The 12812-nt window shown below is 71.4% G+C and carries 13 protein-coding genes; 9 read left to right on the top strand and 4 right to left on the bottom strand.

Annotated features, from left to right (window positions below; all coding sequences use genetic code 11):
- The first annotated feature begins 41 nt into the window (after positions 1–41).
- The 3 genes from VGC56_RS04885 (at position 42) to VGC56_RS04875 (ending at position 2606) form a co-directional block, all read left to right on the top strand.
- Positions 42–1025, top strand: coding sequence for an eCIS core domain-containing protein (locus VGC56_RS04885; protein ID WP_464123596.1), 984 nt, complete (start codon positions 42–44; stop codon positions 1023–1025).
- A gap of 68 nt (positions 1026–1093) precedes the next feature.
- Positions 1094–1882, top strand: a complete 789-nt coding sequence (locus VGC56_RS04880) for a nucleotidyltransferase family protein (RefSeq protein ID WP_464123595.1) — start codon at positions 1094–1096, stop codon at positions 1880–1882.
- Positions 1866–2606, top strand: coding sequence for a metallophosphoesterase family protein (locus VGC56_RS04875; RefSeq protein WP_464123594.1), 741 nt, complete (start codon positions 1866–1868; stop codon positions 2604–2606). The genes VGC56_RS04880 and VGC56_RS04875 overlap by 17 nt, the downstream gene beginning before the upstream one ends.
- On the opposite strand, the gene VGC56_RS04870 is transcribed toward VGC56_RS04875, so the two are convergent.
- From VGC56_RS04870 to hemC, 3 genes are read right to left on the bottom strand one after another with little or no spacing between them, the layout of a single operon-like run.
- Positions 2603–3526: a hypothetical protein gene (locus VGC56_RS04870; protein WP_464123593.1), complete on the bottom strand. Its 924-nt coding sequence runs from the start codon at positions 3524–3526 to the stop codon at positions 2603–2605. The two genes, VGC56_RS04875 and VGC56_RS04870, sit on opposite strands and share 4 nt — an antisense overlap.
- Positions 3523–4212 (bottom strand): uroporphyrinogen-III synthase, encoded by a 690-nt coding sequence (locus tag VGC56_RS04865; protein ID WP_464123592.1) that lies wholly within the window; start codon positions 4210–4212, stop codon positions 3523–3525. Before VGC56_RS04865 ends, VGC56_RS04870 begins: the two co-directional genes overlap by 4 nt.
- On the bottom strand, positions 4209–5120 hold the full coding sequence (gene hemC, locus VGC56_RS04860) for a hydroxymethylbilane synthase (protein WP_464123591.1): 912 nt from the start codon (positions 5118–5120) through the stop codon (positions 4209–4211). The genes VGC56_RS04865 and hemC overlap by 4 nt, the downstream gene beginning before the upstream one ends.
- Before the next feature lie 44 nt (positions 5121–5164).
- Here hemC and tsaD point away from each other — a divergent pair, with 44 nt between their 5' ends.
- Both tsaD and VGC56_RS04850 read left to right on the top strand, forming a co-directional pair.
- Complete coding sequence (gene tsaD / locus VGC56_RS04855) at positions 5165–6199, top strand: tRNA (adenosine(37)-N6)-threonylcarbamoyltransferase complex transferase subunit TsaD (protein WP_464123590.1); 1035 nt, start codon at positions 5165–5167, stop codon at positions 6197–6199.
- Positions 6196–7173 carry an NAD(P)H-dependent glycerol-3-phosphate dehydrogenase gene (locus VGC56_RS04850; RefSeq protein ID WP_464123589.1) on the top strand — a complete coding sequence of 326 codons (978 nt, stop codon included), beginning with the start codon at positions 6196–6198 and terminating at the stop codon, positions 7171–7173. The genes tsaD and VGC56_RS04850 overlap by 4 nt, the downstream gene beginning before the upstream one ends.
- 114 nt (positions 7174–7287) lie before the next feature.
- On the opposite strand, the gene VGC56_RS04845 is transcribed toward VGC56_RS04850, so the two are convergent.
- On the bottom strand, positions 7288–7452 hold the full coding sequence (locus VGC56_RS04845) for a DUF1674 domain-containing protein (protein WP_464123588.1): 165 nt from the start codon (positions 7450–7452) through the stop codon (positions 7288–7290).
- A 50-nt stretch (positions 7453–7502) separates the two neighbouring features.
- Here VGC56_RS04845 and VGC56_RS04840 point away from each other — a divergent pair, with 50 nt between their 5' ends.
- The 4 genes from VGC56_RS04840 to purH all read left to right on the top strand — a co-directional run bounded on the left by VGC56_RS04840 (position 7503) and on the right by purH (position 12801).
- The gene (locus tag VGC56_RS04840; protein WP_464123587.1) at positions 7503–8750 is read left to right on the top strand and encodes an RsmB/NOP family class I SAM-dependent RNA methyltransferase; all 1248 of its coding nucleotides are present in this window, start codon (positions 7503–7505) and stop codon (positions 8748–8750) included.
- A gap of 61 nt (positions 8751–8811) precedes the next feature.
- Entirely contained in the window at positions 8812–9471 is a 660-nt protein-coding gene (gene rpe / locus VGC56_RS04835) for a ribulose-phosphate 3-epimerase (RefSeq protein WP_464123586.1), read from the top strand.
- The gene (locus VGC56_RS04830; RefSeq protein ID WP_464123585.1) at positions 9468–11192 is read left to right on the top strand and encodes a heparinase II/III family protein; all 1725 of its coding nucleotides are present in this window, start codon (positions 9468–9470) and stop codon (positions 11190–11192) included. The genes rpe and VGC56_RS04830 overlap by 4 nt, the downstream gene beginning before the upstream one ends.
- Positions 11193–11208: 16 nt before the next feature.
- Complete coding sequence (gene purH / locus VGC56_RS04825; protein WP_464123584.1) at positions 11209–12801, top strand: bifunctional phosphoribosylaminoimidazolecarboxamide formyltransferase/IMP cyclohydrolase; 1593 nt, start codon at positions 11209–11211, stop codon at positions 12799–12801.
- Positions 12802–12812 lie beyond the last annotated feature (11 nt).

The following is a 12812-nucleotide window of genomic DNA, read 5'->3' as shown; positions in this document are numbered from 1 at the left end:
AACGGGCGCATCATAGCGCCGCCTTTGCATGGGAGCAGGACATGGCGGAGTATGCCTCGAAGGGTCCGACCGGCACGCGGGTTGCCGCCCAAGCGGCGTCGCCGGCCGCGCCTCGGACCCGAGCGGGGCCGAACCGCCTCGCTGCGCTCTCCGAGACGATCAGCCGGCGCCCCCCGGTCCCGCAACTGACGCCGTCGCCGGGCCGATCGGGTTCCGGGCTTCCCGCCCCTCTTCTCCGCGGCATCGAGCGGCTTTCGGGGCTTAGCCTGGAGGGGGTCCGCGTGCACCGCGGCTCGACCCGGCCCGCCACGCTCGGGGCGCGCGCTTTTGCCCAGGGCAACGATATTCATCTCGGCCCCGGCCAGGACCGGCATCTGCCGCACGAGGCGTGGCACGTTGTTCAGCAGCGGCAAGGGAGGGTGCGCGCAACCACGCGGCGGCACGGAGCGGCGATCAACGACGACAGCGGCCTGGAAAGCGAAGCCGACCGTCAGGGAGCGGAAGCGGCGCGGATCGGCGGAGGCAGCGGTGCGCCGGCCGTGGCGCAGGCATTCGCAACCGGGCCGGTGAGCGGCGCGATCCAGTTGCTGACTGAGGCGGAGATCACGAAGTCCTTGGCCAACGTCGCCAGCTATTCGCCCGACACGATCGGCTATTATACCGAACCAGTGGTCCGCGCGACGCTGATCGAGTTCAACCTGACCGTCCGCGGCCACGCCAGCGGCGGCGCAGGGGACAACCAGAATGCGCAGACCACCGCCGATCTTCGCGTCCTGACGCAGCGGCTGCGGGAGCGCGCCAGCGCGGCCCGCCGCGACCAGGGCAACAACAATAACAGCGCTAGCAGTTCCTCCTCCAGCTCCGGCTCACGGCATTCGAAGGAGCAGGAGGAGAAAACCGCCAGGGAAAAGGCAGAGCAGAAAAAGGCGAGGGAAAAGGCCAAGCAGGATGCCTGGCAGCAGAAGCAGGGCCCGAAAAAAGACGGGGGCGGGAAGGGCGACGGCGCAGGCGCAATCGGCGTCTAAGCACCCCGGCCGCCATGCGCCGCGGGACTGCGGGGAACCGCAGCCGCTCCGGCTTTGTTACGGGGGCGATGTCCCACCCCGTTGAAACCCTCGATTCCGCCATGTTCGAGCCGCCGCCCGAGGCGATCGACTTCTATGTCGAGAGCCTGAAGCTGCTCAAGGAGTCCGGAATTCCGTTCCTGCTCTCCGGCACCTACGCGCTCGCCTGCTTCACCGGCATCACCCGGCCGACCAAGGACCTCGACGTCTTCTGCAAGCCGTCCGACGCGCCGCGCATCCTCGCCTTCTTCCAGGAGAAGGGGTTCCGGATCGAGGTCGAGGACGTTCGCTGGATCGGCAAGGTCTGGCAGGGCGACAATTTCTTCGACGTCATCTTCAACATCTCCTCGGCCTCGATCCCGATCACCGACGAGTGGTTCGCCGACGTCTATGAGGCGGAGGTGTACGGCACCACCGTGCGGGTGACGCCGCCGACCCAGTTCATCCTCTCCAAGCTCTTCCTGCAGACCCGCTACCGCTACGACGGCGCCGATATCGTCCACGCCATCCTCATCAAGCATGACGAGATCGACTGGAAATGGATGCTCTCCAACATGGAGCTCTATTGGGAGGTGCTGCTGATCAACATTTTGAATTTCCGCTTCGTCTACCCGACCGAGCGCGACCTCATCCCGCGCTGGCTGTACGACGAATTGCTCACCCGCCTCAAAAACCAGGACGCGATGCCGCCGGCCCAGGTCAAGATCTGCCGCGGCCGGCTGATCAGCCCGACCGACTATGTCGTCGACGTCACCGAATGGGGCTTCGCCGATGTCGTCGGGAAGGGCGTGGACGAGAAGCATGAGCCCCACCACTGAGGGCGCGCCCGGCGCGATCCGCATCGCCGCGATCGGCGATCTCCACGTCAGCGAGACGTCGCAGGGCCGCTACCGCGCGCTGTTCGAGGAGATGTCGGAGGCCGCCGACGTCATCGTCCTGTGCGGCGACCTTACCAATTTCGGCAAGGTGAGCGAGGCCGAGATCCTCGCCGAGGATTTGCGCGGGGCGACCGCGCCGATGGTCGGCGTGCTGGGCAACCACGATTATGAATGCGGGTGCGCCGGCGAGGTGACGAAGATCCTCGAGGAGGCCGGGCTAAGGATGCTCGGCGACCAGGCGACGGTGATCGAGGGCGTCGGCTTTGCGGGCGTGAAGGGCTTCGTCGGCGGCTTCGGCCGCGGCGAGCTCGGCGCGTTCGGCGAGCAGGCGATCAAGGCGTTCGTCGACGAATCGCGCGAGGAGGCGCGGCGGCTCGAAAATGCGCTGCGGTCGCTGCGCACCGAGCGGACGCTGGCGGTGCTCCATTACGCGCCGATCCCGGAGACGGTCGAGGGCGAGCCGCTCGAAATCTACCCGTTCCTCGGCTCCTCGCGCCTCGCCCATGCGGTGGACCGCTTCGACAACGTCAAGGCCGTGGTCCACGGCCACGCCCATCGCGGCCGCTACGAGGGCAAGACCCCGGGCGGAATCCCCGTCTACAATTGCGCCCAGTTCGTGGTGGAGCCCGCCTTCGGCCGGCCTTACGCCCTGCTCGACATCTAGCGCTTGGCGGCGGGGTGGGGCGCGGCCTGCGGCTGGACCACGGGGGCAGCGGGCGCCGAGGCGGGCGGCGCGGCGGGCGGCGGCTCCATCAGCGCCGCCGTCTCGATCGTGTCGAGGGCCTGGCGGGCGGCGACGTAACGTCGCGCCTTTTCGATCCAGCCGGCGGCGTTCGCGCGGCCGGGGAGGCGCATGACCTCAACCAGCGCGACCTCGACCTGGCCGGCCTGCAGGCTCGACTGGGCGCGGCGGAGATGCTCGGAAGGAAGCGGGGATGGCGTTCCCTCCTTGCGCACCGAGATCAGGCCGGAAAGCTCGGTGCGGAACGCCTGCCACCAGCCCTGGTCCGGGCCGCCGCCGGTGAGCTTCGGGGACAATTCCTGCAGCTCGCCTTGGAGCTGCTCAAGGGTGACGGGCGCGCGGGCGGCGGTGAAGATCGTCGCCACCGCCTGCGCCTGGCTGCCGGCGAAGCGCTGGCGCAGCAGAGTTTCGAGATAACCGAGGCCGAGGCCGCGATCGAGGGCCCGGCGCGCGGCAAAGGCGACGAGCAGGGATTCGGCGCGGTCGGCATTGCCGACGGCGGCGCGCGACTGGAGATCGAGCTGCCCGACCCTCTCCTCCATCCGGTTGACGCGGCGGAGAAGCTCCGGATCGGCCGCAGTGGCGGCGCCGTCCGAGGGCGGCGAGGCCGGCGCAACCTGGGCCGGCGCCTGCTGCTGGACGATGGGTTCAGGCGGCGGGGCAGGCTTGGGCAGTTCGGCCTTTGGGACGAGGCCGAGCCAATGGTCGGCCGTGCCGGAGCGGGTCAGCACCCAGCCCATCAAGGCGAGGCCGCCGATAAAGGCGAGCAGCGGCACGAACAGGAGCGACACGAGCGAGCGCCGCCGCTGCACACCAACGCTTTCCGGCTGATACTCCGTCACGAACCCGCTCCCGCCGCGTCAGGCGGACCGTTCTTGCACAGCGCGCGCGCAACCTCCAGCAAAGCCTCGTCCCCCGGCCGCGGCGCCGTAACCTTGGCGGCCCAGCCTTCGCCGGCGGCCTGCGCGACGGCGGGGCTGATGGCGGCGAGGCAGACTGCGCTGCGCGCGACGAAACGGCTCGCAAAGGCCACCGCAGCGCGGGGGGAGTGGAGGAGGACGACCGCGTCGGCAGGCACCTCCAGCGGTCCGGCGATCTCGTCGGCGGCGTAGGCGATGCGCTGGTCGATGACGATGTCGGGATGGCGCAGCGCGATATTGTCGCGGCCGCACAGGTGCAGCGCGCGGCGAACGCCGGCCCGCGCTGCCGCCTCGGTAAGCGCCGCTCCGTCGGCGCTGCCGGTGCGAACGTTCGTGAACCCGGCGGCTTCGAGGGCGGCGGCGGTGCTCTCCCCGACGGCGTAGGCGGGCAAGGCGGCGAGCGCGCCCAGTCCTTCGCCGCCGAGGCGCGCGGCGTTGGCGCTGGTGAAGAATGTGGCGTCATAGCGTCGGGGGTCCGGGACATCCCACCGAACCGGGGATATTTCGAAGAGCGGCCGCACCACCGGCTCCAGGCCCATTGCCCTGGCGCGGGCTGCGGTTTCGCTCGCACCGGGCTCGGGGCGGAGGATGAGGACCCTCCCCGTCAACCGGCGAACAGGCCCCGGATCGCCGGCGCCGCCCGCGCCAGCATCTGGCGGGCGATGTCGCCGGGCGCGGCGATATCGTCGGCCGGAAAGCGCGTGTCGACGCGCTCGACCTCGCGGCCGTCGGCGCTGAGGATCTCGGCGCGCAACCGGATATGGCCGTCCTCCAGCGTGGCGAGGGCCGCGACGGCGGAACGGCAGGAGCCGCCGAGCCCCTCCAGCAGCCGGCGCTCGGCCGTGACGCAGGTGTGGGTGGCGGCATGGTCGATCGGGCGGAGGAAGCCCTGGACCCTCTTGTCGCTCGTCCGCGCCTCGATGCCCACCGCGCCCTGGGCGGGGGCGGGGAGGAGGTCGTCGAGCACCGTTCCGATGTCCCGGTGGCCGAGGCGGATGAGGCCGGCGGAGGCAAGCAGGGTGGCGTCGGCCTCGCCCAAAGCGATCTTGCGCAGCCGCGTCTCGACGTTGCCGCGGAAGGTGACGATGTCGAGGTCCGGCCGCCGGGCAAGGAGCTGCGCGGCGCGGCGCGGCGACGAGGTGCCGAAGCGGGCGCCGTTGGGGACCGCGAGCAGGCTTTCGGCGCCGATCAGCCGATCGGTCACGTCTTCCCGCGGCAGCATCGCCACGATCGTGAAGGTGTCGGGGCGGATCGTCTCGACGTCCTTCATTGAGTGGACGGAGATGTCGGTCAGCCCTTCCGCCAGCGCCCGGTCGAGCTCCTTGGTCCACAGCCCCTTGCCGCCGACTTCGGCCAGCGGTCGGTCGCGTATCTGGTCGCCGGTGGTGGTGATCGGCACGATCTCGATCAGCTCCGGCCCCCAGCCATGGGCGTCGCGGAGCGCAGTCGCGACCATCCGCGCCTGGGCGAGGGCGAGCGGCGAACCGCGGGTGCCGAGGCGGAGGGGCGGCATCATCGGGCGCTTGTGCTAGCCGCTACCGCGGTGGCAGGGAAGCGGGGATGAGCCTGATCCTCGGCATTGAATCCTCCTGCGACGAGACGGCGGTCGCTTTGGTCACGGACGACCGGCGCATCCTCGCCAGCCGCGTCGCCGGCCAGGAGGCGGCGCATTCGCCCTTCGGCGGCGTGGTGCCGGAGATTGCGGCGCGGGCGCATGTCGAGATTCTGCCGGGGCTGATCGAGGCGACGCTGGCGGAGGCCGGGGTTGCGCTGTCCGAGGTCGATGCGGTGGCTGCGACTGCCGGGCCGGGACTGATCGGCGGCGTCATGGTGGGTCTGGTGACGGCGAAGGGGCTGGCCTTGGCCGCGGGCAAACCGCTCGTGGCGATCAACCACCTCGAAGGCCATGCCCTCTCGCCGATGCTGACTGCGCCCGATCTCGCCTTTCCCTACCTGCTGCTGCTCGTGTCGGGCGGGCATTGCCAGCTGCTGTTCGTAGAGGGACTCGGCCGCTACCGCCGCCTCGCCACGACGATCGACGATGCCGCGGGCGAGGCGTTCGACAAGACGGCGAAGCTGCTCGGTCTCGGCTTTCCCGGCGGGCCCGCCGTGGAGCGGGCGGCGGCGACGGGTGATGCGAAGGCGGTCCCGCTGCCGCGCCCGCTGCTCGGGTCGCCGGAGCCGCATTTCTCCTTCGCCGGCTTGAAGAGCGCCGTCCTGCGGGCGCGGGAAAGCGGGCACTACCGTGCCGAGGATATCGCTGCCTCCTTCCAGCAGGCGGTGGTGGACTGCCTCGTCGACCGCACCGCCCGCGCCCTCTCCGCCGTACCCGAGGCGACGGCGCTGGTCGTCGCCGGCGGCGTGGCGGCGAACACGGCGGTGCGCGGCGCCCTAACCGGCTTGGCGCAGCGCCACGGCCTGCCGTTCGTCGCGCCGCCGTTGTGGCTGTGCACCGACAATGCGGCGATGATCGCCTGGGCCGGGGCTTTGCGCTTCGAGGCCGGGCTGGTCGACGGCCTCGAAGCCCCGGCGCGGGCGCGGTGGCCGCTCGACCCCGATGCCGAGCGCGTGCGTGGGGCGGGGGTGAAGGCGTGAGGGTCGGAATTCTCGGCGGGGGGGCCTGGGGCACTGCACTGGCACAAGTCTGTGCCGAGGGCGGCGAGACGCTGCTGTGGGCGCGCGAGCCGGAGGTGGTGGAGACCGTCAACGCCCGGCACGAAAACGCATTGTTCCTCGCCGGCGTACCGCTCGACCCGGCGATCCGCGCCACCTCGGACCTTCGCGATCTGGCTGGTTGCGACGCCCTCCTCGTCGTCACGCCGGCGCAGCATATGCGCTCGGTCCTCGCCGGCATGCCGCGCCTGTCGATGCCCCTCATCCTCTGCGCCAAGGGGATGGAGGAGGCGACGATGAAGCTGATGCACGACGTCGCCCACGAGGCGCAGCCCGATGCGCCGGTGGCGGTGTTGTCGGGCCCGACCTTCGCGCACGAGGTGGCGGCGCGGCTGCCGGCGGCGGTGACTTTGGCGGTGGAGGACCGCGCGGTGGGCGAGCGCCTCCGCGCCCGCATCGCCCGGCCATGGTTCCGGCCGTATCTTTCCGACGACGTCGCCGGGGCGGAGATCGGCGGGGCGGTTAAGAACGTGCTCGCCATCGCCTGCGGCGTGGTCGAGGGGCGGCGGCTCGGCCTCAACGCGCGCGCGGCTTTGATCTCCCGCGGTTTCGCGGAGATGACGCGATTCGGCCTGGCGAGAGGCGCCCGCGCGGAGACGCTGGCGGGGCTGTCCGGTCTCGGCGACCTCGTCCTCACCTGCTCATCGACGAGCTCGCGCAACTTCAGCCTCGGCAAGGGCCTGGGGGAGGGGCGGACCGCTGCCGAGCTTCTGGCGGATCGCCGCACCGTCGCCGAAGGAGCCTTCACCGCGCCGGTGCTGAATCGCGCCGCGCGCGCCGCGGGGGTCGACATGCCGATCATCGCTGCGGTGTGTGCGTTGCTGGCGGGCGAGGCGAGCGTTGAGGAGGTGGTGGAGCGGCTCCTGTCGCGGCCATTACGGCCAGAAGGGATATAACGTCATCCCGGAAAAGCCGGGATCTCCCTGCGGCAAAGGCGTCATTCCTTTTCACCCCACGAGATTCCGGCGCCGGGATGACGGTTGGAGGGCTGGGCGGCTGGGCGGGTGACGTCAGAAATCCCAGGCGCGGCCGTGATTCTCCCAGTCGCCATAGCGGGTCGGCTCCTCGCCCTTGGGCCCGCCTTGCTCCTCCGCCTCGACGGGAGGGGCGGGCTCCGGAGGCTCGCTGCGGGTCCAGTGTTTCGGCGGCTGCAATTGGGGCGGGCGCTGGCCCATGGCGCATCTCCTAGACCGCGCATGTCGGCTGTGGCAGGCGCACATGCAAGATGGATGAAGCCCAGGGCACCGCCTCCCGCCGCGCCGCGATGCGCCTTCTCGAGGCCGTGCTCCGCAAGGGGCTGCCGCTCGAGGCGGCGCTCGACGTCGCTGCGCGCGATCTCGAACGCGCCGACGACCGCGCCTTCGCCCACGCCATCGCCGCCGAGGCGCTGCGCCGGCTGCCGGACCTCGACGCCCTGATCGACGGCGCGACGAAGAAGCGCCTGCCCGATGACGCCAAGGCGCGGTTCGCGCTGCGCATCGCGCTGGTCCAGGCGCTGGCGATGGGGACGCCGGCCCATGCCGCCATCGCCACCGTGCTGCCGCTGGTCGAAGGCGGTCCGAAGCGGCTGGTGCACGGCGTGTTCGGCGCGCTGTCCCGGCAGCAAGCGGGGCTGCCCGAAGTGCCGACCCTTCCCGCCCGCGTGGGCGACCGCTGGGAGCGCAATTGGGGCGCGACCGTCGCCGAAGCGGCCGCGCGGCTCCTCGCCGTGCCGCCGCCCCTCGACCTGTGCTTCGCCCCCGTTGCCGCGCCCGAGATGGAGGGGCTGAGCCTGATGCCGGGCCACCTCCGCCTGCCGTCGCGGACGGCGGTGGCGGGGCTCACCGGCTATGGCGAGGGGCAATGGTGGGTCCAGGACGTCGCCGCCTCGATCCCGGCGCGGCTGCTTGGCCCGGGCGGGGGGCGGACGGCGCTCGACCTGTGCGCCGCGCCGGGCGGCAAGACGATGCAGCTCGCCTCCGCCGGCTTTGCAGTCACCGCCGTCGACGCCTCGCAAAGTCGTCTCGCACGACTCAAGGAGAATATGGCCCGCACCGGCCTCGCCGCCGAGGTGGTCGTGGCCGATCTCCTCAAGTGGCAGCCGCCCGAGCCGGTCGATGCGATCCTCCTCGACGCGCCCTGCTCGGCGACCGGCATCTTCCGCCGCCACCCCGAAGTGCTCCACCGCGTCCGCGAGCGCGCCATTGCCGAGCTCGCCGAGGGACAGGCGGCTATGCTGGCCCGCGCGGCGGAGTGGCTGAAGCCGGGCGGAACCCTCGTCTATTCGGTCTGCTCGCTGGAGCCCGAGGAGGGCGAGGAGGTGATCGCCGCCTTCCTCGCCGCCCGCAGCGACTTCCGGGTGGTGCCAGTCGGGCCGGGTGAGCTTCCCGCGGAGGTGCCGACGCCAAACGGCTGCGTCCGCACCCTCCCCGGCCTGTGGCTGGAGCAGGGCGGCGCCGACGGTTTCTTCATCGCCCGCTTCACCCGTTCTTAGCGGGGGATAAGTCGCGGCGGCTTCCTTGCCGCGCCCACCGCACACGGTTAATCCTTTGCGCGTGCAGCAGCCCGTCCGCATCGCCCCCTCGATCCTCTCGGCCGATTTCGCCCGGCTCGGCGAGGAGGTGCGCGCCGTCGACGCGGCCGGGGCGGACTGGATCCATGTCGACGTCATGGACGGGCATTTCGTCCCGAACATCACCATCGGCCCTTCCGTGGTGAAGGCGCTGCGGCCGCACACGGCGAAGACGTTCGATGTCCACCTGATGATTTCGCCCGTGGACCCCTTCCTCGAGGCCTTTGCCGAGGCGGGGGCGGACATCATCACCGTCCATCCCGAGGCCGGGCCGCACCTCCACCGCACGCTGCAGGGGATCCGGGCGCTGGGAAAGCGCGCCGGGGTGGCGCTCAATCCCGCGACGCCCGCGAAGATGCTGGATTACGTGCTGGAGGAGGTCGACCTCGTCCTGGTGATGAGCGTCAATCCCGGCTTCGGCGGGCAGAGCTTCATCGCCTCGCAACTCCGCAAGATCGAGGCCATCCGGAAGCAGATCGACAAGCTCGGCAAGCCGATCGACCTCGAAGTCGACGGCGGCATCGACGCCGAGACGGCGCGGCAGGCGATCGAGGCGGGGGCGGACGTGCTGGTCGCCGGCACCACCACCTTCCGCGGCGGACCCTCGGCCTATGCGGCGAACATCGCAGGGCTGCGGGGATGAGCCTGCTCGAGAAGATCGGCCCGGGCGGCGAGGCGCCGATCGATTCCGCCCGCCAAATGATCCGCGCCGGCGACGAGGGCGGCACCGGTTTCTTCGACCGGCTGGCATGGCGCCTCCGCCGCTTCGCCCTGCCGACGATCGGCCGCCGCCCGCCGCTCAAGCTGGTGGCGGTGCCGAAGGACCCCGTCGCCGGGGACAAGGCCGCGGGCGAGGCGCTGCTCAAGGGCGCGCTGCTCCATCGCGGCGACCGCATCCCGGTCGAGCGGATCGACTTCGCCCGCACCGGCGACATGCCGCGCGACCTCGCCGACCGGATCCACAGCTTCGCCTGGCTGCGCGATCTCGCCGCCGCCGCGACCCGCGAGCGCGGCTCGAAGCGCGCCGAGCGGATCGTCGAGGCCTGGCTCAGGGTCCACGGCGAGGAGGCGGCCGAGCCCGCCTGGCGGCCCGACAATGCCGGGCGCCGCATCCTGTTCTGGGCTGCTTACGCGCCGTACATCCTGTCGAGCCGCGATGCCGCCTATCGGACCGCGGTGCTGCGCCACCTCGCGAAAGTGAGCCGCCATATCGGCAAATACGCCGACCGCCCGGCGCCGGGCCTTGGCCGGGTCACGGCCTGGGCCGGCCTCGCCGCGTCGGCGCTCGTCCTGCAAGGCGGGCCGGCCCGCCTCGGCCGCGCCGAAGCGGGGCTGGTGCGGGCGCTGGAGGCCTCGCTGACCGAGGATGGCGGCCTCGTCAGCCGCTCGCCGGTCGAGCAGCTCATGCTCGTCGAGACGCTCGCCCAGCTCCGCGCCGCCTACAATGCGGGCCAGGCCGAGCTGCCGGACGCGGTGGCGGATGCGATGGCCGGCGCCGTCGCGGCCCTGCTGGGGACGACGCTGGGAGACGAAGCCCTGTCCAGCTGGCAGGGCGGCAATCCCCTCTCCAGGCGGCGCATCGCCGCGGCCGTGGAAGGCTCAGGCGTCCGCGCCCGGCCGCTGCGGCAGGCGCGGGGATGGGGGTATCAGCGGGTTGAGGCGAAAGGCAGCGTGGTCATCGTCGACGCGGCGCCGCCGCCGGCGGGGCATGGGCCCTCGTCCGCCTCGGCCTCGACGCTGGCCTTCGAAATGAGCGACGGCGCCCACCGGATCATCGTCAATTGCGGCGGTCCCGGCGTTGCCGCCGACGCGCTGCCCGCCGACCTCACCAGGGCGCTGCGCACAACGGCGGCCCATTCGACGCTGACGCTCGGCGACCGCAACTCGACCGCCATCCTCGAGGACGGCTCGCTTGGCAAGGGCGTCACGCAGGTCGAGCTGGTCCGCGACGAGACCGGCGGAGTCGCGACGGTGGAGGGGATGCACGACGGCTATGTCCGCCGCTTCGGCCTCACCCACCAGCGCCAGCTCACCCTCTCGGCGGACGGGCGCGAGCTGCGCGGCCAGGACGTGCTCGCCCCCGCCGGCCGCCGCAGGAAGGGCGACGCGGTGCCGTTCACCGCCCGCTTCCATCTCGCCCCCGCGGTCGAGGCGGCGAGCACCGCCGACGGCCAGGGCGCTTTGCTGCGGGTGCGGGGCGGTACGGTGTGGCAGTTCCGCTGCCGCGGCGGGCGGCTGACGATCGAGGACAGCTTGTGGATAGACGGCGAGGGCGCCCCGCAGGCCGGGTCGCAACTGGTCATCGCGGGCGAGACTCCGCTCGACGGCACGACCATCGGGTGGGTATTGCGCCGCGCAAGCTGACGACGGGAGTGAGTGCGTGCCGGACCAGGTGAAAGTGAAGCGCGCTCTGCTGTCCGTTTCCGACAAGACCGGCCTTGCCGATCTCGGCCGGGCGCTCGCGCGGCACGGCGTGGAGCTGGTCTCGACCGGCGGCACCGCGAAGGCGCTGCGCGAGGCGGGCCTCGACGTGCGCGACGTCTCCGAGCTGACCGGCTTTCCCGAGATGATGGACGGGCGGGTCAAGACGCTTCACCCGAAGGTCCATGGCGGGCTCCTGGCGGTGCGCGACGATGCCGAGCACGCCGCGGCGATGGAGGCGCACGGCATCGGCGCGATCGATCTCGTGGTCGTCAATCTCTACCCCTTCGCGCAGACGGTGGCGCGGGGCGCGAGCCGGGACGAGGTGATCGAGAATATCGACATCGGCGGACCCTCGATGGTCCGCTCGGCCGCGAAGAACCACTTTTATGTCGCGATCGTCACCGATCCCGGCGACTATGAGGCGCTGATCGGTGCGCTGGACGAGGGTGACGGCGTGACGTCATTCGAGTTCCGCAAGTATCTGGCGGCGAAGGCTTTCGCCGCGACGGCCGTCTACGATTCGATGATCGCCCAATGGTTCGCCTTCGGGGACCAGGGCCAGTTCTTCCCCGATGTTCTGCCGCTGACGATGAAGCGCGGGCAAAACCTGCGCTATGGCGAGAACCCCCACCAGCAGGCGGCGCTCTACCTCCCGATCGGCCCCCACGGCCGCGGCATCGCCCAGGCGGAGCAGGTGCAGGGCAAGGAACTGAGCTACAATAATTACAACGATGCCGACGCGGCGCTCGAGCTGGTCTCGGAATTTCGCGACGGCGATCCCGCCTGCGTCATCGTCAAGCATGCCAATCCCTGCGGCGTCGCCCGCGCCGCCACTCTCGTCGAAGCCTATGAGGCGGCGTTCGCCTGCGACACCGTGTCGGCCTTCGGCGGCATCATTGCCGTGAACCGGCCGATCGACGCCGCGGCGGCCGAGGCGATGACGCAGATCTTCACCGAGGTGGTGATCGCGCCCGACGCCGACGAGGCGGCGCGGGCGATCTTCGCGCGCAAGAAGAATCTGCGGCTGCTGCTCAGCGGCGCGCTGCCTGATCCGGCGCGGCCCGGCCTGACGCTGAAGGCGATCGCCGGCGGCTATCTCGTCCAGACCCGCGACAATGGCCGCGTGACGGAGGAGGCGCTCAAGGTGGTGACGAAGCGGGCCCCGACCCCGCAGGAGCTCGCCGACTGCCTGTTCGCCTGGACCGTCGCCAAGCACGTCAAGTCGAACGCGATCGTCTACGCGAAGGGCGGCGCCACCGCGGGCATCGGCGCCGGGCAGATGAACCGCCTCGAAAGCGCCCGCATCGCGGCGTGGAAAGCGCGCGACGCGGCCGAGAAGGCGGGCTGGGGCGAGCCCCGCACCATCGGCTCGGCGGTCGCCTCGGACGCCTTCTTCCCCTTCGCCGACGGCCTTCTCGCCGCCGTCGAGGCGGGGGCAACGGCGGTGATCCAGCCCGGCGGCTCGATCCGCGACGACGAAGTAACCGCCGCAGCGGACGAAGCCGGCCTCGCGATGGTCGTCACCGGGATGCGCCACTTCCGGCATTGACGTCACGAGGG

Origin of the sequence: Allosphingosinicella sp. (assembly GCF_036403745.1) — a bacterium.
Classification (GTDB): Bacteria; Pseudomonadota; Alphaproteobacteria; order Sphingomonadales; family Sphingomonadaceae; genus Allosphingosinicella.
Note: the sequence above shows the minus strand (reverse complement) of the source record. Positions and strands in the feature narration are given on the sequence as shown.